The sequence below is a fragment of the Thioclava kandeliae genome (genome assembly GCF_040297545.1).
GTDB classification, from domain to species: domain Bacteria; phylum Pseudomonadota; class Alphaproteobacteria; order Rhodobacterales; family Rhodobacteraceae; genus Thioclava; species Thioclava kandeliae.
The window spans coordinates 143,799-163,171 of record NZ_JAYWLC010000001.1 but is presented as its reverse complement, the minus strand read 5'-3'; the positions used below and the strand labels follow the sequence as shown (position 1 = coordinate 163,171).

Below are 19,373 nucleotides of genomic sequence, written 5' to 3'. Positions count from 1 at the left end.
CGGGCAGGGGGAAGAGGTCCGGTGAGAAGATGTTAGCGGTATCGCTCAGCCTTTCAGGCGCGGGATGCCGTCTGCGGGGGCGGCCTCGGCGCTCAGTTCATCGATATCCTTGAACTTGATCGACTCGCCGCAGCCACAGGCTTCGGCCACGTTGGGATTGCGGAATTTGAAGCCCGATTCGAGCAGGCCGTTCTCGTAATCGATCTCGGTGCCGATCATGAACATCTGCGCGGTCGGCGCGATCAGCACACGCGCCGAGCCTTCCTCAATGACCATATCCATCGGCCCCGCTTCCTGCGCGACCTCCATCGTATATTCCATACCGGCGCAGCCACCCTTCTTCACGCCGATCCGGAAACCGGCGGCGTTCTCGCGGCTCATGAGCTTGGAAATATGCTTCACGGCGGCGGGGGTCATGGTGACAGCGGGCTGTCCGGGAATGCCAAACATGGGAGACTCCTTGGATGAGCCCCCAATCTAGGGGTTCGGCACCGGAATTCCAAGGGCGGGAATGCCGATCGGCGCGAGATGTGCCAACAGGCCCAGTGTCAGATATGCACAGGCAATGGCCCATCCGAAGGAGGCGAGCGTGCCGATGATCACATATTCATTGGCCGCATTATGGTCCGGCCCGCCTTTTGCCTCGAAGCGAAGAATGGATTTGGCGGCAATCAGAAAGCCGATCCCCTGCGGCTGCGCCGTGAGGATCAATACAAAAATCAGGGCGCGTTCGAGCACGCCGATCAGTTGGCCGCCCTTGGGTAGGCCGCCTTCGGGTGCGCGGTCGGCCAGCGGGCGCATCAGGGCGCCAATGGCGAAGCCGCCCGTGCGGATGGTGAGGATTGCGCCAGCAATCAGGGCAAATATAGTGGGCAGATAGGAGATCAAAGGGCTTTGGAGCTGCGTCCAAAGCGTTTGCGACCACAGATCGGGCAGGGCCAGCACCACGGCCACGATCACCGCCAGATGCGCCATCTGGTCGGCCATGAAGACCTGTAGCGCAGGCCCACGCAAAGCGGGCTTGGCCAGATCGATCACGAAATGGCTCAGCAGGATCAGGCCAAGGGCCGCAAGCGCGTCTGGCGCGGGCAGGATTATCCCGAGCACCAGCAGATGCACGCCGGTATGGGCGATGAGCGCGGGCAGTCGGGCGCGCATCCCGCGCTGCCCCTTGGCATGGGCCATCCTTGCCGGCTGGAAGATGAAATCCCCCAGCAGATGCGCCAGCAGCAGGGCGGAGAAGCTCTCGGCACTCATGGCGCCTCCCATAGCGTAAGGGCGCCGGAGATGGCGCTATAGCCCGCACCTTGCAGGGCCTGCGCCACGGCCTGACGGGATTTGCCCAACTGATCGGCCACGCTTTGTTGCGGTGGCGCGGGCAGAGCGAGCATCGGGCACATCGCTTCGGCCTGTTTCTGTGTCCAGCCGTGGCTGAGCGCATCGGCAAGGCAGGTGGCCGCCGACCAAGCCCCGCCCGAGGCATGGCGGATCTCCGCTCCCGTCATCTGGTCCAGAAGCCGCCCTGAGGCGACAAAACCCGGCCCTTGTGCCCTGTTCAGATCGCCGTTTTCGGGAATGTTACCGGTTCCCCGCGCAATCGCGATCCGCGTCTCCAGCCGTGGATCGAGCGCGCGAAGGCAGGCGCGGACCATCAGCGCAAGCCGCAGGTCATAGGCGGGCTGTGCCAATGCCATCTGCCAGCCATCGCCGCGATGACGGTTGAACCATGCCAGCCCGAGCCCTTGCAGGCCGGTCATAGCCGAAAACCCCGCCTCGACGAGATCGGGGGGCAGGCCGGTCGAACCGACGAGGTCACCTGTGAGAATAGCGAGATCCATAGGCAAGCATTATGACTTGCCTATGGCGTAATGCAAGGGGTCTGGCTTGCGAAAGGGCCGTTACATGAAGCCCAGTTCGAGCCGCGCCTCATCGGACATCATATCCATGCCCCATTGCGGATCGAAGGTCATCTCGACATCGACGGATTTGATTCCGGCGACGCAGGAGACCGCATCCTGCACCCAGCCGGGCATTTCGCCCGCCACAGGGCAGCCGGGAGCGGTGAGGGTCATGATGATCTGCACATCATCCTCGTCGCTGATCTCGATCGTATAGATGAGACCCAGATCGTAGATATTCACCGGAATTTCCGGATCAAACACGGTCCGGCACGCGGCAACCACCGAATCATACATCGGATGGTCGATCGTGGAGGGCTTGATCAAGGGAGCGCCTTCCATCGGTGCGTCTTGCTGTGTTTCGGACGTCATAGGAAATTCCCGGATTGGATACGAATAGTTGATTATTGATATAGGGATTGGCGCGGGCTTCGTAAAGTGCGCAGGAGAACACAGGCGAGGTATGGACTGTGGGGGTGGGATTTTGTGACATCAACGGGGCGTGAGCACGGGACCAACAGGTAACGGGGCTGGCCAAAAAAGGGACCTGTATCTGGCCGATCGCACGAGGATAGGGTAGGCCGGTCGGGATATATTCGCAAGGCAGGGGGCAGAGATGACAGAAGACCTGAAGCTGCGCCGACGGGTGCTGCCGCTTCTGGCGGGGCTGCCGCTGCTTCTGGCGGGCAGATCCGCGAAGGCGGAGAAGGGACAGGCGGAGGTGCGGCTCGATGGAACGGAAGAACTTAGCCTGCCATCGGATATGGGCGATTTCGTCATCCGCATTGCCTATCCCGAGGCGCCCGCACCGGCGGGGGGATATGGTGTGATCTATGCGCTGGATGCAGGCTGGAGCTTCGGCACCCTGCGCGATGCAGTGCGGCTGCGCGGGCAGGACCCCGCGCGGGCGGACGCAGCCCCCGTGGCGGTGGTGGCCATCGGTTGGCCTGCGCGTGATCTTGTCGATATGGCGCGGCGCACGCAGGATCTGACCGGGGCGGGGGTCGAGCGGCTTCTCGGCTGGATGAAGGCTGTGCTGATGCCCGAGATAGAGACGCGCTTTGCCTGCGATCCGGCGCAGCGGATGATCTGCGGCCACTCCTTTGGCGGGTCTTTTGCACTGCAGGCGCGCCGCCTTGCGCCCGGTCTCTTCTCGCATGTCGCCGCGGGCAGCCCGTCGATCTGGACCGATCCGCAGGCGCTCTTGGGGGCGGCCAAGGGCGAGGGCAAGCTGTTTATCACCATTGGCGGGCAGGAGACCGCACATGCCGCCGAGGCCGCCCATCAGCCCGCCGACCGCGTGGCGCGGATCCGCGAGCGCGACATGATGGGGCGGGCACGCCAGCTGGCCGAAGGCGCGGGCGTGCCACTGAAGATCTATGACGGGTTGTCGCATGGCGCCTCGGCCACGCCGTTCTATGCGGATGCGGTGAGTTTCCTGCGGCAGGCCTGAGGGCGTGTGCGCTCAGCTCAGGAAATAGAGCGAGAAGATCGGCGCGGCCGCAGCGCCAATGGCGCGCGCGTTATGGCCTGTCTTGGCTTCCAGCACATCGGGAGGCAGGATGCCGTTCATCTCGAGCGCCGCCAATGTCTCGCGCACCTTGGCAACCAGCTGTGCCCGAACCGGTTCGGGGAAGGCCCCGTCAATCACCAATGCCTGAAAATCGACCACTGCACAGGCTTCGCGGGCGGCTTGTGCAATCGCCCTGGCGCTACGGTCGAGCCACGGTTCCAGAAGCGACTGATAGGGGGTCCAGTCCTGCGGCATCCGCCACATTCCCGCCGCATCCATCCCCGCATCACGGATCGCGGCCTCCAGCAGGAAGATCGAGGCCTCATCGGCCAGCGTTGTCCTCTGCCCCTCGATCGACATCACCCGCAGCGCGCCCAGCATGCCCGCGTTATGGCGGTTGCCTTCGACCACGGCGCCATTGAGCGAAATCCCGCCCGTCAGATAGGATCCCAGAAAGACATTGGCGAAGTCGCTGACCTCGCGCCCGCGCCCGTAATATTGCTCGGCGCAGCAGGCGGCCGTGCCGTCATTGATCAGGCTGACAGGCAGCTTGCTGAACTCGGCCACGCGTTCGACCAGATCGCAGCCCAGCCATTCGGGAAAATGCCTGCCCGCGATATCGCAGCTCTCGGTGGCCCGCCACAGATCCAGCGGCGCGGTAATCCCGATGCCGCAAAGGCGCCCGACCTGTTCGGGACGCAGCTCGCCCGACAGCGAGGCGATACCCTCTTTCAGATAGTCGAGGATCAGCTGTGGGGTGGGGCGCTCGTAAGTGCATTGGCTTTGCGCAAGCACCTGACCGTCCAGCGCCATCATCACCAGATCCGAGGTCCGGCGCCCGATCTTCAGCCCGAAGCTGATCGCACCGTCGGGATTGATGCCCATCGGCAGCGAGGGCTTGCCCACGCGTCCGCGCTGCGGTTTGCCGCGCAGCAGGAACCCGTCCGTTTCGAGGCGGCGCAGGATAGTGGAGATCGTCTGGGCGGACAGATCGATCCGTTTGGCAATCTCGGCACCCGGCAGGGCACCATCGCGATGGATGAGGCTGAGAACGAGACGCTCGTTATGGGCACGCACACCGGTGTGGTTGACGCCCAGCCGCTGCGAGGAAAATTCCCCACCATCCATGATTGCTCTCCTTGAAGGCGGATATCCGTATCGCTGACATGGTTGGCTGTAGGATGCGCAGTCGCAGGGTGCGGCCGCGCGCTTTTATGTAAAAAGCTGACCAGTCAGATCGGGATACTAGCGTAGTTTCGACGAATGGTCGAGAGAGTGGCCGGTGCTTTTGCCACAAACCGCCGATTTCGGGGGTGACGTCGCGGCGGGCGCTTACTCGCCGCCGAGCAGCGCCGCCAGCATGCCCACCGCGATCTCGTCGAGCAGCGTCTGCTGTTCTTCCGACAGGAGCGCGGTCGGAAGAACGGGCGAGGAGATTTTCATGCCCAGAAACAGCATCGAGACCGCCACGATCTCCACACGGAACTTCTCGCCATGTTCGGCGATGAGCGGATCGACGAAAAGCCTCTGTACCGCGTCCTGGATCTGCGGCTTTACGGCCTCGCAGGCCAGAGACTGGCTGATGATCGGGAGCGGGCCGTAATTCAGCGTGCGCAGATCGCCATTACGGATACGTTCGATGATGAAGCGCGTGAAGGTCGAGCAGCGCTTGGCATCCTCGAAGCACATCTCGAGGGCGCGGTCGATCACGGCCTGGAACAGCTTTTGCTTGCCGCCCTGTGAACGGTGCAGATAGGCGACATCGACCCCCACATCGGCGGCAATGTCGCGCAGATTGCACGCATCAAAGCTGCGCGCTGAGAAATGATCATGCGCAACCTCGATCATACGATCGCGGGTCGTTGAGGAGGCTGGGGAGGTGACAGTTTTGATCATCGGACCTTGAGTGCCAGCATCACGATACACCCGTGGGGATATATATCGGGCCTCTGGCAATAGAGAGGGTGGAATATCGGGTTCATGCGACCGTAGCGGTCTCATAACACGTTGTCCACGCGTCATTCTTTAAGGGCGGGTAAATTGTTGCCCTAGAGTTATTTTGGCACCGGTTCCTTGCAGCAAGGAGCGTGGTATACGGTTGCACACATTGACTTGGCGACGGACGCGGGTTACCCGTTTGCAAATCATGCGCGGCGGGTCCAGTCTGCGCACAACTCTTTCCCAACGGGCATCTGCCCAAGACCAGCTCGGAGACCGTTCTTCATGGCAAACAAGACCCCCGATATCATCTACACCATTGTTGACGAAGCGCCCCAGCTGGCGTCGGGCTCGCTTCTGCCGATCGTGAGCGCCTTTGCAGGTGCAGCAGGTCTGGGTGTTGAGACGCGCGATATCTCGCTTGCGGGCCGTATTCTGGCGACCTTCCCCGATTACCTGACCGATGATCAGAAGATCACCGATGATCTGGCCGAACTGGGCGAGCTGGTGAAGACGCCCGAGGCGAATGTCATCAAGCTGCCGAACATCTCGGCTTCGGTGCCGCAGCTGACCGCCGCGATCAAGGAATTACAGGCGCAGGGCTACAAACTGCCCGACTATCCCTACGAGCCCTCGACCGACGAGGAAAAGGACGTGCGTGCGCGCTACGACACCATCAAGGGCTCGGCGGTGAACCCCGTCCTGCGCGAGGGCAACTCGGACCGTCGCTCGGCCAAAGCGGTCAAGAACTACGCCATGCAGCACCCGCATTCGATGGGCGAATGGTCGAAAGACAGCAAGACCACCGTGGCCTCGATGTCGGGCAATGACTTCTTTGCCAATGAAAAGTCGGCGACTCTGTCGGACGCCACTGGCGCGAAGATCGTCTTCACCGCCGAAGACGGCACCGAGACCGTTCTGAAATCGGGTCTGAAATATCAGGCCGGCGAGATCGTCGATGCGACCTTCCTCTCGGCCAAGGCGCTCAATGCGTTTGTCAAAGCCGAGATCGAGAGCATGGAGCCGGGCGTGCTGTTCTCTGTCCATCTCAAAGCCACGATGATGAAGGTCTCCGACCCGATCATCTTCGGCCATTTCGTGTCGGTCTATCTGGAAGACTTCCTTGCCAAGCATGGCGAGACCGTGAAGGCATTGGGCTTCAATCCCAATGGCGGCATCGGTGATCTGGAAGCCCGCATCAAGGGCAATGCCGAGCTGGAAGCGGACCTGAAGGCAGCGCTGGCCGCCAAGCCGCCGATGTATATGGTCAATTCCGACAAGGGTATCACCAACCTGCACGTTCCTTCGGATGTGATCATCGACGCGTCGATGCCCGCCGTGATCCGCGCAGGCGGTATCGGCTGGGGTCCGGATGGCAAAGCTGCCGACACCAAATGCTGCATTCCGGATAACTCCTATGCCGGCGTCTATGACGAGACGATCAATTACTTCAAGGAGACCGGCAAGCTGGACGTGACCACCTGTGGCGCGGTCTCCAACGTGGGTCTGATGGCGCAGAAAGCCGAAGAATACGGCTCGCACCCGACCACCTTCGAGATCGCAGCCAATGGCAAGGTCGAGATCGTTCTGGACAATGGCACCGTGCTGCATTCGCACACTGTCGAAGCAGGCGATATCTGGCGCTCGGCCACGGTCAAGAAAGCGCCGATCGAGGACTGGATCCGTCTGGCGATCCGCCGCACCAAGGCCACCGGCCTTGCGGCCTTCTGGCTCGATGCCAACCGCGCCCATGACGCCGAGCTGATCAAATATGTCGAACCCGCGCTGAAAGAGGCCGGTATCGAGATCCCGATCATGGCGCCGCGCGAAGCTACCCGCTTTACCTTCGTCGAGATGCGCAAGGGCAATGACGTGGTCACCATTACCGGCAACGTGCTGCGCGACTACCTGACCGACCTCTTCCCGATCCTCGAGCTGGGCACCTCGGCCAAGATGCTCTCGATCGTGTCGCTGATGCAGGGCGGCGGTCTGTTCGAGACCGGTGCAGGTGGCTCGGCCCCCAAACACGTCCAGCAGCTGGTCGAAGAGAACCACCTGCGCTGGGACAGCCTTGGCGAGTTCTGCGCGCTTGGCGAGAGCTTCAAGTTCCTGGCCGAGAAGGGCAATGCGAAGGCAGGCGTTCTGGCGGCAGCGGTCGAGGATGCGACCCAGAAGGTGCTCGAGGACAACCGCTCGCCCGAGCGCAAGGTCGGCCAGCCCGATAACCGTTCGTCGCATTACTGGTTTGCCCGTTACTGGGCCGTGGCGATGGCAGCCCAGGACGAGGATGCCGAGCTGAAGGCGCATTTCGCCCCCATCGCCAAGGCACTTGTGGACGGCGAGGATGCGATCCTCGGCGAGCTGAAAGCGGCAGAGGGCAAGGCTGTGGATCTGGGTGGCTACTACCACGCCGATCCCGCCAAGGTCGCAGCGGTAATGCGTCCCTCGGCCACGCTGAACGCGATCATCGGCTGATCCAACGGCGTTGAATGATACGGAAAAAGGGGGCTCGAAGCCCCCTTTTTTATGCCGGACCACTTCAGATAGCGCAAATCCTGCCCTGAGCCAGCTTGTCAAAAAACCTTAATACAAATGGCAAGGAGACGTCACATAGGCGCTTTAGCGCTTCGCTCAACAGATCACGACAGCCTCACGAAGGGGATAGAAGATGTTGAAGACGTTGATGATGGGCACCGCACTTGTGGCGGCCTCGGCAACCATGGCGGCGGCCAAGACGCAGGTCACCTGGTGGCATGCGATGGGCGGCGAGCTGGGCCAGAAGCTCGAAGAGATCGTGGCCGATTACAACGCCAGCCAGGATGAATATGAAGTCATTCCGACCTATAAAGGCACCTATACCGAAACGATGACTGCGGCGATCGCCGCGTTCCGCGCCAAGCAGCAGCCCGATATCGTGCAGGTCTTCGAGGTGGGCACCGGCACGATGATGGCGGCCAAGGGCGCGGTCTATCCGGTCTACCAGCTGATGAAGGATGCGGGCGCCGATTTCGACCCTGATGCCTATCTTCCGGCGGTCGCGGGCTATTACACCGACACCGATGGCAATATGCTCTCGATGCCCTTCAACTCCTCGACCCCCGTCCTCTATTACAACAAGGACGAGTTTGCCAAAGCGGGTCTCGACCCGAACACGCCGCCCAAGACCTGGGCCGATATGGAAGCCTTCTCCAAGAAGATCGTCGAGTCGGGCGCGGCGGAGTGCGGTTTCACCAGTGCATGGATCTCATGGGCGCAGACCGAGAATTTCTCGGCATGGCACAATCTGCCCATCGGCACGATGGAGAACGGTTTCGGCGGGCTTGGTGCCGAGCTGACGCTGGCTGATGACCTGCGTGCGCGTCACTGGGGCAATCTGGCCAAATGGCAGAAAGAGGGTCTTTACCGCTATGCCGGTCCGGGCGGTGGCGATGACGCAAACCCCGCCTTCCAGTCGGGCACCTGTGCGATGGTCATGAACTCCTCGGGCTCGCGCGCGGGTCTGATGGCCAATTCCAAATTCGATGTCGGCGTCGGCATGCTGCCCTATTACGATGATGTCGAGGGTGCACCGCAGAACTCGATCATCGGCGGCGCGACGCTCTGGGTCCTGCAGGGCCACTCGAAAGAGGAATATAAGGGTGTGGCCGATTTCTTCACCTATCTCTCCTCGCCGGAAGTTCAGGCCGACTGGCACCAGTTCTCGGGCTATCTGCCGATCACCAAAGCGGCCTATTCGCTCAGCCAGGAGCAGGGCTATTACGAGCAGAACCCCGGCGCGGATGTGGCGATCAAGCAGATCACGCTGAACATTCCTACCGAGAATTCCAAAGGTCTGCGCTTTGGCAATTACGTCCAGATCCGCTCGATCATCGATGAGGAATTCGAGGCGCTTCTGGGCGGCAAGAAAACCGCGATGGAGGCCCTGCAGTCGGTTGACGAGCGCGGCAACAAGCTCCTGCGCGAGTTCGAGAAAGCCAACCAGTAACGGCTGACACAGTCCGCGAAGGCCCGCGCATCCGGCGGGCCTTCGTGCCGTTTGACAGGATCTGACGATGCAGACCAAAAAGACGATCTTCCGCTCAAAAGGGCTGCCCTATCTGCTCCTTGCCCCGCAGCTGGTGATCACCGTGATCTTCTTCCTCTGGCCTGCGGGTCAGGCCATGTGGCAGAGCTTCCTGCGGCAGGATGCGTTCGGGTTTTCCACGCAATTCGTGGGGCTCGAAAACTATATCGCGCTGTTTGAGGATCCGAGCTATCTGAACTCCTTCAAGGTCACGGCGGTGTTCTCGGTGCTGGTGGCGGGCGTGTCGATGGGGGCGGGGCTGGTGTTTGCCGCCTGTGTGGACCGCGTGATCCGCGCCAACCGTGCCTATACCACGTTTCTGGTTTGGCCCTATGCGGTGGCACCTGCGGTGGCAGGGGTTCTGTGGTGGTTCATGTTCAACCCGACCATTGGCATTATGTCCTATGCACTGCGCCAGTTGGGCTATGACTGGAACCAGTCGACCTATGCAAGTGATGCGATGATTCTTGTGGTGCTGGCGGCGAGCTGGAAACAGATCAGCTATAATTTCCTGTTCTTCGTGGCGGGGTTGCAGGCCATTCCAGCCTCATTGCGCGAGGCGGCGGCCATTGATGGCGCAGGCCCCGTGCGACGCTTCTGGAGCGTGGTCTTCCCTCTTCTGTCGCCCACGACCTTCTTCCTGTTGGTCATCAACATCACCTATACGATGTTCGACACCTTTGCCGTGATCGATGCGGCGACCGCGGGCGGACCGGCGCAAGCCACCAATATCCTTGTCTACAAGGTCTATCAGGACGGGTTCGTGGGGCTCAACATGGGGGCGTCGGCGGCGCAATCGGTGGTGCTGATGGGCATCGTCATCGCGCTGACCGTGATCCAGTTCCGCTATATTGAACGTAAGGTGGAGTATTGAGATGGTCGAGAACAGACCGCTTCTGACAATCCTGTCGCATGTCATCCTGATCCTCGGTGTGGCGGCCGTGGCGCTGCCCGTGTGGCTTGCGCTTGTGGCCTCCACCCATCCGACCTCGAGTTTCGTGTCGGGCACCGTGCCCTTGTGGTTCGGCTCCGAGGGGATCAGATCCTATCTCACCATGCTGGGTCAGGGGGTCTCGACCTCGGGCACGCCGCCGCTGGGGTATATGCTGTTCAACAGCCTTGTGATGGCGCTGACCATCACCATCGGCAAGATCGCGATCTCGATCACCTCGGCCTTCGCCATCTGCTATTTCCGCTTTCCGGGCCGGCAGTTGGCCTTCTGGATGATCTTCATCACGCTGATGCTGCCCGTCGAGGTGCGGATCGTGCCGACCTTCGAGGTGGTGGCCAATCTGGGGCTCCTCAATTCCTATGCGGGGCTGTCCATCCCGCTCATCGCCTCGGCCACGGCGACCTTCCTCTTCCGGCAGGTGTTCCTGACACTGCCCGACGAGCTGACCGAGGCCGCGCGGATCGACGGGGCGGGGCCGCTGAAATTCTTCTGGGATCATGCGCTGCCGCTGTCGCGCACCAATATCGCGGCGCTTTCGGTGATTTTGTTCATCTATGGCTGGAACCAGTATCTCTGGCCGCTGATCGTCACCACCGACGAGCGCTATTACACCATTGTCATGGGGATCAAACGGATGGCTTCGGTCGTCGATGATATCCCGCGCTGGAACGAGGTCATGGCGACTGTCGTGCTGGCCATGCTGCCCCCCGTGATCGTGGTGATCGCAATGCAGAAGCTCTTTGTCAAAGGGCTTGTCGAGACGGAGAAATAACATGGCCGCAATTACCCTATCGGAAGTCGTCAAGACCTATGCAGGCGCTACGGCCCCCACGGTGAAGAGCGTCGATCTGACCATCGAGGATGGCGAGTTCTGCGTGCTGGTCGGGCCATCAGGCTGCGGGAAATCCACGTTGTTGCGGATGATCGCGGGCCTTGAAACGGTGACGGGCGGCGAGATCGCCATCGGCGGGCGGGTCGTGAACGACCTCGAGCCGATGGATCGCGACATCGCGATGGTGTTCCAGAACTACGCGCTCTATCCGCATATGTCGGTGCGCGAGAACCTGTCTTACGGGCTAAAAAACCGCCGCATGCCCAAGCCCGAGATTGCCGCGCGAGTCGAGGACGTCGCCCGTATCCTGCAGATCGGGCCGTTCCTCGACCGCAAGCCGCGTGCGCTGTCGGGCGGGCAACGCCAGCGGGTGGCGATGGGGCGCGCCATCGTGCGCGAACCTTCGGTCTTCCTGTTCGACGAGCCGCTCTCCAACCTCGATGCGAAACTGCGCGTATCGATGCGCGGCGAGATCAAGCAGCTGCAAAAGCGCCTGGGCACCACTTCGGTCTATGTCACCCATGACCAGATGGAGGCGATGACACTGGCCGATAAGCTGGTCGTGCTCAATGGCGGGCAGATCGAACAGGTGGGCACGCCGCTCGAGTTGTATCGCACTCCGCAAACCGTGTTTGTTGCGGGCTTCATCGGCTCGCCGGGGATGAACCTGATCGATGCGCGGATCGAGAACAATGTGCTGATGGTCGATGATCTGGCCATTGCTGCGGATGTGCCGGGGCGCGGCGAGGTCGTGGCGGGGCTCAGGCCCGAGACGGTCACCCTGCGGGCAGGCGCGGGGGCGTTCCGCACCGCTTATGTCGAGGATCTGGGCAATAGCCGCCTTGTGCATGGCACGCTGGGTGGCCAGCCCTTTGCCGCGCAGGTGCCGCCCGAGACGGAGATCGAGCCGAACATGCAGCTTGCGGTCGACCCCGCCGGCCTGCATCTTTTCGATCCGATCACGGGGCGGCGTATCGGGCGGGGTGCGCATCCCGCGACACAGACCCCGCAGTTGATGGGCATTTGAGCAATACGCGATTGCATAAATGCAGCGGAAAGGCGCGCGCCTTTCCGTCAGTCGAAGAGACGCGCCACCAGCACACCGAGCCACAGCGAGACACCGGTCAGCACCGTGCCCCAGAGCGTATCGGTGATGACCTGCTCCCACGACCAGTCGCGCATCACCGCGAGCGAGGTGAACTCGTAGGTGCCATAGGCTAGCGCCCCCAGCACCGCCCCGTTGATCAGCGCCTGCACCGGCGCATCGGCACGAAGTGCGGGCAGGCTGACCAGAAATACCGCGCCCGCCACATAGGCCAGATAGAAGACCGCCGCAGGCCCCATGCGGAACGGATCGGCATAGAGGTCCGAGATATGGCGGTCGAAGACCGGTTTCACGATGAATTTCAGCCCGACCATATCGAGACCGAGAAAAATGATTGTGGAGGCGATATAGGCCGAGAGGATCTGGAGCATGGGGCTCTCCTTTTGGAACTGTTGCAAGAGCAACGCCGCCCGTGGCGCGGAAGTTTCAGCGTCTTGCGGAAATCATGCGCCCCAGGTCCGTTCCAGCAACCCCAGCCAGTTCTCATGGGCGATCTTCTTTACCAGATCCTCGCCAAAGCCGTGATCGAGCATTGCCTGCAGCAATCTGGGCAGGCCCGAGACATCGCCAAGACAGGACGGAATGTCGGCCCCGTCGAAATCCGAGCCGAGCCCGATATGATCCTCGCCGAGGATCGACAGAAGGTGATCGAGGTGGCGCATCATCTCGTCCCAGCCGCAATCGCCGCGCATCCCGTCAGGGCGCAGGAATTGCGTGGCATAATTGAGGCCGACCATCCCGCCAGTCTCGCGGATCTGCGTCAGTTGGCGATCGGTCAGATTGCGCGCCGATGGCGTGACCACATGCGCATTGGAATGGGTGGCCACCAGAGGTGCATCGCTCAGGCGGGCCACATCGTCGAAGCCCTTCTCGTTGAGATGGCTCAGATCGATCATGATCCTCAGCGCATTGCATTCACGGATCAGGTCCTTGCCCGCCATGGTCAGCCCGTCGCCGGTATCGGGGGCGGAGGGATAGGCAAAGGGCACCCCGTGGCCAAAGACGGTGGGCCGCGACCAGACCGGTCCGAGCGAGCGCAGCCCCGCCGCGTGCCAGACATGGAGCGAATCCAGATCGGGGCTGATCGCCTCCGCGCCCTCTATATGCAGAATCGCCGCGATCTTTCCAGCGGCCATCGCGGCCCGGATCTGGGCGGATGTCCTGCAAATTTGCAGATCGCCCTTGCGTTCAAGCCACATCAGATGGCCGGTCTCGGCCAGTGCTACATCCACCGCTTCGGTCATCGGCATCATTGGCGGCAGATCGAGGCAATAGGGCGGGTTATCCATCGCGGCAAACATCTGCGCCAGATCGCCCGACATCGGCGAGGGAGTGTAGATGGCAAAAAAGCCGCCTGCAAAATTTCCTGCCTTGGCGCGCGGTAGGTCGATCTGTCCGCGACCATCCGCACCGCTCCAGATCGCCTCGCGGCGGGCAGGATCTTTCAAAAGCCGCAGCAGGAAGTCGTTATGGCCGTCGAAAACGGGGATCTGGGGCAAACTGGACACGAAACTCTCCATCGGATTTCTGGGCGCGGGCTGCCCGTTAGGCCGCACCTGCGCTAATGAGTCGCAGTGAACACCCTTTGCCGGATGTGTAAAAGAGCCGATTGCGTCGAATTGACATTCATATTTCTGCAGAGCTACATTGCACAAATGCAGCATGAATTCGACTGGAACGATCTGAAGTTCTTTCTTGCACTTCACAGATCAAAACGCATGGTCGCGGCCGCGCAGGCGCTCGGGATCGACCAGACCACAATCGCTCGGCGTGTGCGCCAGCTGGAGAAATCCATTGGCGCGCAGCTTTTCACCAAATCTCCTGATGGCTACGAGGTCACGCCCGCGGGCGAACGTATCCTGCCGATGGCGCTCGAGATCGAGCGCGCGACAGGGCGGGCCCGCGAGGAGATCGGGGGCGAGGCGGGGCGCGCTTCGGGCACCGTCAGGGTGGGCGCGCCCGACGGTCTGGGGATCCACTTCGTGGCGCCCGTGCTCACGCAATTCCAAGAGGAGTATCCCGATATCCGGATCGAGCTTCTGGTCCGCTCGCGCACGTTCCGGCTGTCTCGGCAAGAGGCGCACCTAACGTTTTCAATGGCTTTGCCGACATCAGGGCGGCTTCTGGCACGGCGGATGACGGAATACCATCTGGGGTTCTACGCCTCGCGGGACTATCTGGCAAAGCATGGAACGCCCAAGACGATCGATGACCTTAAGGCCCATAACTATGTGGGCTATGTCGACGAGCTGCTGCCCACGGATGCGATGCGCTATCAGGTCGAGCTGGGGATCACCAATCCCGTGCTCTTCGGTTCGAACTCGATCCTCGCGCAGCGTGAGGCTATCCGGGAGGGCGCGGGGATCGGTGTGCTGCCCGCCTATGTTATCCATGACGATCCTGATCTCGTGCCGATCCTCGCGCCGCGCCATGTGCTCAAGCGCACGATGTGGATCCTGTCGCACCAGTCCACCGAAGACCTCGCGCGGGTCCGGCTTGTCTCGGAATATTTACAGAACGCGACCCGCGCATCGCGGGCCCGTTTCGTGTTGTGACGCCGCGTCTCGAGTGCGGAATCCGGATTTGATTGACCCTAGGTAAATCAAGAAACTTGAATAACCCGCTGGACGTCGGATGCGCCACATGCTTCAACTGCCTTACACGGTTCGAACCTGTCGTGCTTGGGTCCGGATCGAGTGGGAGGAACGACAATGATGCCGGTTGCATATCGGCTCTCGGGGAGGGGAGCTGGTGTCGGGTTGGAGGACCCTCGGTGTGATTGCTGTGGATCTGCAAGTCAGATCAAATAAGGACCGTATCGTGCCCCTGATCGGGGAGGACAGGCGCGGCGCGATACGGTCCACTTTTTTCAGACACGCAGAGTGGCGCCCGATGGGCGCCTTTTTCAGTTTATACGCCGGGCCGGCAAGGCCACGTCCGGCAGGACCTAACCCGGGAAGATCCGCGCCATCTCGCGGTCGAATTTCGCCCATGTCATAGTGGCCTTGTTGCCCGCATATCCATGGTAATGCGATTGCCCGGTCGAGGTTGGCAGGCCGGCCCAGATCTTGGCGAGATTGTTCATGAAGCCCTGACGCGAGAGCGTGCCCGCAATCAGTCTGCTCAGCCCCGCCTCCTCGAGGAGCAGGTCTGCCAGACGGTCCTGGATATCGGGGCTGAACCGGGTGCTGGTGTCCAGCTCCAGCATATTGGCAAGCCGCCTGAGCGTGGTCGGGATGAACTGGTAGCGCCCGATGGCATGGGGCTGGCCGGGGGTCGCGTCGATCCATTGGTAGATCTGGCCCAGCGTCATCTGGCTCGGCGCGCGTGCGGGGCGGCGCTTGGCACCGTAATTGACCGCGTCATACCCCGCAGGGCCAGCTTCTGCTTGCGCGATCAGGTGACGGATCCATTGGGCCTCATCCGAGCCCTGCCGCATGAAGGGCGCAAGACGGGCGATCGGCTCCATCGGGTCCATCAGGCTGTCAGGGTTCTCGGCGGTGCGGTTGGCACGCACACGGCGCGGCATGGGGGCAAAGAAGCTCGAGCCTCCGGTGCCGGCAAAGAGGCTACCAGGCAGGAGCGGCCCCGCCTCCGCAGCGACAGCCGCCGCCTGCTCCTTGGTGGGAAGGCTTGCCAGCTCGACCAGCGGAGTGGCGGCTGACTGGCCTTGCAAAGACGGGATGAGGGCCTGCGAACGCTCGACAGTGCCTCCCTGCGCGGCCAGCAGCGACACAGGCTGCGCCGCGACCGGCGCGGTCGCGAGGCTGGCGAGGGCGAGCGGCAGGGCGCGCAAGAAAAAGCCATACTGGCACATAGGCAATCCCGGGTTCTGGATGTCCCTGTGTTTCTGCCAGCGATATCTTCAGAAATCGTTTATGCGCACGAAGACTCGCGCCGGAGGCGAGCGTATGAAAAAGGCCCCGGATCGCTCCGGGGCCTTCGCAGTCGGTTTTCAGGATTTCAGAGCTTCTCGCCCCGCACGCTCTTGTCGGAGATCTTGCGGATCAGGACATAGAAGCTCGGGACGAGGAAAATCCCGATGAAGGTGGCCGCCACCATACCGCCCAGAACACCGATGCCGATGGCATTCTGTGCCGCAGCCCCCGCGCCCGAGGCGCGTGCCAGAGGCAGAACCCCGAGCATGAAGGCGATGGAGGTCATCAGGATCGGGCGCAGACGCATCCGGGCGGCCTCGATCGTGGCCTCGTAGAGTTTCTTGCCCTCGGCCTCGAGATCCTTGGCGAATTCCACGATCAGGATCGCGTTCTTCGCGGCCAGACCGACCGTCGTCAGCAGGCCCACCTTGAAGTAGACGTCATTCGACTGGCCGAAGAGCTTGGCTGCCGCAAGCGCGCCCAGCACCCCGATCGGCACCACCAGCATGACGGAGATCGGGATCGACCAGCTTTCATAGAGCGCCGCGAGGAACAGGAAGACCACCAGAACCGAGATCGCATAGAGCATCGGTGCCTGATTGCCCGACTGGCGTTCCTGATAGGACATGCCGGTCCAGGAGGCGGAATAGCCACCGTCCATATCGGCCACCAGTTTCTCCATCTCGTTCATCGCATCGCCCGAGGAGTAGCCATCCCCCGCGCTGCCCTGCACCTCGATGGCCTGTGTGCCACCGATCCGCGACAGCGAGGGCGAGACGCTCTGCCATCCGGTCGTCATGAAGGCCGAGAAGGGCACCATGTCGCCATCGGTATTGCGCGCATACCATTTGCCGATATCCTCGGGCTGCATCCGGTAGGGAGCATCCCCTTGAACGATCACGGGGTTGAGGTTGCCGTCCTGATTGTAGTCGTTGACATTGCTCGAGGCGAAAATGGTCGAGAGCATCGAATTGACCTCGGAAATGGTCAGCCCGAAGCTTTCCGCCTTCTGCTGGTCGACATTGATCTTCAGCGCGGCCTCCTCCTCGTTATTGTTCACGCGGACTGCAGAGAGCATCTTGTCCTGATTTGCCGTAGCCACGAGTTTGTTGGCTGCAGCGCGCAGTTTCTCGATGCCCTGATTGCCCTGATCCACGAGATACATCGAGAAGCCGGTCGAATTGCCCAGACCCTGAATTGCGGGCGGAAGCAGGAAGTAGATTTGACCTTTGCGGCTCGATCCGAACTTGGCCATCGCCCGCCCGACCACTGCCGAAGCCGCAGCCTGTGCATCGGTCCGGTCGTCGAAGTCCTTCAGCTTGGCAAAGAGCAGCGCGTTGTTCTGGCCGGTCCCCGTGAAGGAGAAGCCCAGCACCCCGAAGGTCGAGGTCACATAGTCCTTCTCGTCATTGAGCAGGTAGTCCTCCACCTTGGTCATCACATCCTTGGTCTGCGCCTGTGTGGCGCCTTCCTGCAATGTGATCATCACCATGACAGCGCCCTGGTCCTCCGTTGGCAGGAACGAGCTGGGCAGGTTCTTGTAGAGCACGACAACGCCGCCCACCGAGGCTGCCAGAATGACCAGCGCGATGATCGGCGCTTTCAGCAGTTTCGTGACGGTGCTGATATAGAAGTCGTTCAGCCGGTCGAAATTGCGGTTGAACCAGCGCGCGGGCGCGGGGGGCTGCTTGCCGTCGCTATGTTTGAGCATCGTCGCACAAAGCGCGGGCGTGATGATGATGGCCACCACCGCCGACAGGACCATGGCCGAGATGATCGTCACCGAGAACTGGCGATAGATCACACCGGTCGAGCCCCCGAAGAAGGCCATCGGCAGGAACACCGCCGACAGGACCAGCGCGATCCCGATCAACGCGCCCACGATCTGGCCCATCGAGCGGATCGTCGCCTGCAGTGGCGTGAGGTCGTCTTCCTCCATCACCCGCTCGACGTTTTCCACCACCACGATGGCGTCATCGACCAAGAGGCCGATGGCCAGAACCATGGCGAACATCGTCAGCGTGTTGATCGAATAGCCGAAGACCGACAGGATCCCGAAGGCCCCGAGCAGAACCACGGGCACGGCGATGATCGGGATCAGCGTCGCGCGCCATTTCTGCAAGAAGACGAGGATCACGATCAGCACGAGGCCGATGGCCTCGAAGAGCGTATGCTCCACCTTGCCAATCGAGGCTTCCACGAAGGGCGAGGTATCATAGGCGTATTTCACCTCGACACCTGCCGGAAGGCTCTTGGCGATCTCGTCGATCTTGGCCCGCACGGCTGCCGCGGTATCCACCGCATTCGCACCGGTCGAGAGGTTCACCCCGAAGCCCGAGGCGTTCTGGCCGTTGAAGCGCGACTGGGTGCCGTAATCTTCCTGACCCAGAACGACCCGCGCCACATCGCCCAGGAAGACTGTGCCGCCATCGGCATCGGTTTTGAGAAGGATATTCTCGAAATCCTCGACCGAGGTCAGTTGGCTCTGCGCGGTGATGGTGGCGGTGAAGGTCTGCCCCGCCGTCGTGGGTTGCGAGCCCAGCGAGCCGACCGAGACGTTGGTGTTCTGCGCGGTGATCGCATCGGTCACATCTGTCGCGGTCAGATCATACTGGCGCAGTTTCAGCGGATCGAGCCAGACGCGCATTGCGTAGCCCGAGCCGAAGGAATTGATCGAGCCCACACCCTGCACCCGTTGCACCGGATCCTCGATCTGGTTGGCGACCATGTCGCCCAGCTGGATCTGGGTGTAGCGGTTATCTTCCGATACGAGTGCTGCCACCAGCAGGATCGAACTGGAGGAGCGCGAAACGCTCACACCCTGCTGCACCACCGAATCCGGTAGCTGGCTTTCGACCTGGGAGATCTTGTTCTGCACATCGTTCTGGGCGTCGATCGGGTCGATGGACTCGTCATAGGTCAGGGTGATGCTGACCTTTCCTTCCGAGCTTTTCGACACCATGTAAAGAAGGCCATCGAGGCCGGTGAGCGCATCTTCAAGCGTGGAGGTTACCGAGTTCTGCACGGTCTCTGCGGTAGCGCCTGTATAGGTGGCAGAGATCCGCACCGTTGTCGGCGCGATTTCGGGATATTGCGCCACGGGCAGCGAGGTCAGGCCAAGCGTGCCTGCCAGCATGATCGTGATCGCGATAACCCAAGCGAAAATCGGGCGGTGGATAAAGAAATTGACCATC

At 61.6% G+C, this 19,373-nt stretch carries 17 protein-coding genes; 7 read left to right on the top strand and 10 right to left on the bottom strand.

Annotated elements, in window-relative coordinates; genetic code table 11:
• Positions 1-45: 45 nt before the first annotated feature.
• Genes VSX56_RS00830 through VSX56_RS00815 form a run of 4 tightly spaced genes read right to left on the bottom strand, consistent with a single transcriptional unit; the run spans position 46 to position 2,270 of the window.
• On the bottom strand, positions 46-450 hold the full coding sequence (locus VSX56_RS00830; protein WP_339112406.1) for a HesB/IscA family protein: 405 nt from the start codon (positions 448-450) through the stop codon (positions 46-48).
• A 27-nt stretch (positions 451-477) separates the two neighbouring features.
• Complete coding sequence (locus VSX56_RS00825) at positions 478-1,257, bottom strand: DUF3307 domain-containing protein (protein ID WP_350934156.1); 780 nt, start codon at positions 1,255-1,257, stop codon at positions 478-480.
• A complete protein-coding gene (locus VSX56_RS00820) occupies positions 1,254-1,838 on the bottom strand; it encodes a MarR family transcriptional regulator (RefSeq protein WP_339112408.1) in 585 nt (194 codons plus the stop codon). Before VSX56_RS00820 ends, VSX56_RS00825 begins: the two co-directional genes overlap by 4 nt.
• Positions 1,839-1,898: 60 nt before the next feature.
• On the bottom strand, positions 1,899-2,270 hold the full coding sequence (locus VSX56_RS00815; RefSeq protein ID WP_339112409.1) for an SUF system Fe-S cluster assembly protein: 372 nt from the start codon (positions 2,268-2,270) through the stop codon (positions 1,899-1,901).
• 244 nt (positions 2,271-2,514) lie between these two features.
• Between VSX56_RS00815 and VSX56_RS00810 the strand changes: the two genes are divergently transcribed.
• Positions 2,515-3,351 (top strand): alpha/beta hydrolase, encoded by an 837-nt coding sequence (locus tag VSX56_RS00810; RefSeq protein ID WP_350934153.1) that lies wholly within the window; start codon positions 2,515-2,517, stop codon positions 3,349-3,351.
• 12 nt (positions 3,352-3,363) lie between these two features.
• Here the strand turns inward: VSX56_RS00810 and VSX56_RS00805 are convergent, their stop codons facing one another.
• Together VSX56_RS00805 and VSX56_RS00800 are read right to left on the bottom strand one after the other, a co-directional pair.
• Positions 3,364-4,539: an ROK family transcriptional regulator gene (locus VSX56_RS00805; protein WP_350934151.1), complete on the bottom strand. Its 1,176-nt coding sequence runs from the start codon at positions 4,537-4,539 to the stop codon at positions 3,364-3,366.
• 204 nt (positions 4,540-4,743) lie between these two features.
• The gene (locus tag VSX56_RS00800; RefSeq protein WP_350934148.1) at positions 4,744-5,259 is read right to left on the bottom strand and encodes a TetR/AcrR family transcriptional regulator; all 516 of its coding nucleotides are present in this window, start codon (positions 5,257-5,259) and stop codon (positions 4,744-4,746) included.
• Positions 5,260-5,634: 375 nt separating this feature from the next.
• Here VSX56_RS00800 and VSX56_RS00795 point away from each other — a divergent pair, with 375 nt between their 5' ends.
• The 5 genes from VSX56_RS00795 to ugpC all read left to right on the top strand — a co-directional run bounded on the left by VSX56_RS00795 (position 5,635) and on the right by ugpC (position 12,223).
• A complete protein-coding gene (locus VSX56_RS00795) occupies positions 5,635-7,824 on the top strand; it encodes an NADP-dependent isocitrate dehydrogenase (protein WP_350934146.1) in 2,190 nt (729 codons plus the stop codon).
• 193 nt (positions 7,825-8,017) lie between these two features.
• The gene (gene ugpB / locus VSX56_RS00790) at positions 8,018-9,334 is read left to right on the top strand and encodes a sn-glycerol-3-phosphate ABC transporter substrate-binding protein UgpB (RefSeq protein ID WP_350934144.1); all 1,317 of its coding nucleotides are present in this window, start codon (positions 8,018-8,020) and stop codon (positions 9,332-9,334) included.
• A 67-nt stretch (positions 9,335-9,401) separates the two neighbouring features.
• Positions 9,402-10,286: a sn-glycerol-3-phosphate ABC transporter permease UgpA gene (ugpA, locus tag VSX56_RS00785; protein WP_350934142.1), complete on the top strand. Its 885-nt coding sequence runs from the start codon at positions 9,402-9,404 to the stop codon at positions 10,284-10,286.
• Position 10,287: 1 nt separating this feature from the next.
• Complete coding sequence (gene ugpE / locus VSX56_RS00780; RefSeq protein WP_350934138.1) at positions 10,288-11,136, top strand: sn-glycerol-3-phosphate ABC transporter permease UgpE; 849 nt, start codon at positions 10,288-10,290, stop codon at positions 11,134-11,136.
• A 1-nt stretch (position 11,137) separates the two neighbouring features.
• Positions 11,138-12,223, top strand: coding sequence for a sn-glycerol-3-phosphate ABC transporter ATP-binding protein UgpC (gene ugpC, locus VSX56_RS00775; RefSeq protein ID WP_350934136.1), 1,086 nt, complete (start codon positions 11,138-11,140; stop codon positions 12,221-12,223).
• A 47-nt stretch (positions 12,224-12,270) separates the two neighbouring features.
• Here ugpC and VSX56_RS00770 read toward each other — a convergent pair whose 3' ends face one another.
• Together VSX56_RS00770 and VSX56_RS00765 are read right to left on the bottom strand one after the other, a co-directional pair.
• Positions 12,271-12,672 carry a DUF2177 family protein gene (locus VSX56_RS00770; protein ID WP_339112418.1) on the bottom strand — a complete coding sequence of 134 codons (402 nt, stop codon included), beginning with the start codon at positions 12,670-12,672 and terminating at the stop codon, positions 12,271-12,273.
• Between the two features lie 72 nt (positions 12,673-12,744).
• Entirely contained in the window at positions 12,745-13,821 is a 1,077-nt protein-coding gene (locus tag VSX56_RS00765; RefSeq protein WP_434095993.1) for a dipeptidase, read from the bottom strand.
• A gap of 135 nt (positions 13,822-13,956) precedes the next feature.
• On the opposite strand from VSX56_RS00765, the gene VSX56_RS00760 reads away from it, so the two are divergent.
• Positions 13,957-14,856, top strand: a complete 900-nt coding sequence (locus VSX56_RS00760) for a LysR family transcriptional regulator (RefSeq protein ID WP_339112420.1) — start codon at positions 13,957-13,959, stop codon at positions 14,854-14,856.
• 392 nt (positions 14,857-15,248) lie between these two features.
• Here VSX56_RS00760 and VSX56_RS00755 read toward each other — a convergent pair whose 3' ends face one another.
• Both VSX56_RS00755 and VSX56_RS00750 read right to left on the bottom strand, forming a co-directional pair.
• On the bottom strand, positions 15,249-16,118 hold the full coding sequence (locus VSX56_RS00755; protein ID WP_350934130.1) for a hypothetical protein: 870 nt from the start codon (positions 16,116-16,118) through the stop codon (positions 15,249-15,251).
• A 146-nt stretch (positions 16,119-16,264) separates the two neighbouring features.
• The gene (locus VSX56_RS00750) at positions 16,265-19,372 is read right to left on the bottom strand and encodes an efflux RND transporter permease subunit (RefSeq protein WP_350934128.1); all 3,108 of its coding nucleotides are present in this window, start codon (positions 19,370-19,372) and stop codon (positions 16,265-16,267) included.
• Position 19,373: the final 1 nt, after the last annotated feature.

Bases quoted from the DNA above. Each gene is read 5' to 3' on its own strand.
- VSX56_RS00825 (WP_350934156.1), bottom strand. From the start codon at position 1,257: ATGAGTGCCGAGAGCTTCTCCGCCCTGCTGCTGGCGCATCTGCTGGGG.
- VSX56_RS00770 (WP_339112418.1), bottom strand. From the start codon at position 12,672: ATGCTCCAGATCCTCTCGGCCTATATCGCCTCCACAATCATTTTTCTC.
- ugpB (WP_350934144.1), top strand. From the start codon at position 8,018: ATGTTGAAGACGTTGATGATGGGCACCGCACTTGTGGCGGCCTCGGCA.
- VSX56_RS00765 (WP_434095993.1), bottom strand. From the start codon at position 13,821: ATGGAGAGTTTCGTGTCCAGTTTGCCCCAGATCCCCGTTTTCGACGGC.
- VSX56_RS00795 (WP_350934146.1), top strand. From the start codon at position 5,635: ATGGCAAACAAGACCCCCGATATCATCTACACCATTGTTGACGAAGCG.
- ugpA (WP_350934142.1), top strand. From the start codon at position 9,402: ATGCAGACCAAAAAGACGATCTTCCGCTCAAAAGGGCTGCCCTATCTG.
- VSX56_RS00755 (WP_350934130.1), bottom strand. From the start codon at position 16,118: ATGTGCCAGTATGGCTTTTTCTTGCGCGCCCTGCCGCTCGCCCTCGCC.
- VSX56_RS00805 (WP_350934151.1), bottom strand. From the start codon at position 4,539: ATGGATGGTGGGGAATTTTCCTCGCAGCGGCTGGGCGTCAACCACACC.
- VSX56_RS00760 (WP_339112420.1), top strand. From the start codon at position 13,957: ATGCAGCATGAATTCGACTGGAACGATCTGAAGTTCTTTCTTGCACTT.
- VSX56_RS00800 (WP_350934148.1), bottom strand. From the start codon at position 5,259: ATGATCGAGGTTGCGCATGATCATTTCTCAGCGCGCAGCTTTGATGCG.
- ugpC (WP_350934136.1), top strand. From the start codon at position 11,138: ATGGCCGCAATTACCCTATCGGAAGTCGTCAAGACCTATGCAGGCGCT.
- VSX56_RS00815 (WP_339112409.1), bottom strand. From the start codon at position 2,270: ATGACGTCCGAAACACAGCAAGACGCACCGATGGAAGGCGCTCCCTTG.
- VSX56_RS00830 (WP_339112406.1), bottom strand. From the start codon at position 450: ATGTTTGGCATTCCCGGACAGCCCGCTGTCACCATGACCCCCGCCGCC.
- ugpE (WP_350934138.1), top strand. From the start codon at position 10,288: ATGGTCGAGAACAGACCGCTTCTGACAATCCTGTCGCATGTCATCCTG.
- VSX56_RS00820 (WP_339112408.1), bottom strand. From the start codon at position 1,838: ATGGATCTCGCTATTCTCACAGGTGACCTCGTCGGTTCGACCGGCCTG.
- VSX56_RS00750 (WP_350934128.1), bottom strand. From the start codon at position 19,372: ATGGTCAATTTCTTTATCCACCGCCCGATTTTCGCTTGGGTTATCGCG.
- VSX56_RS00810 (WP_350934153.1), top strand. From the start codon at position 2,515: ATGACAGAAGACCTGAAGCTGCGCCGACGGGTGCTGCCGCTTCTGGCG.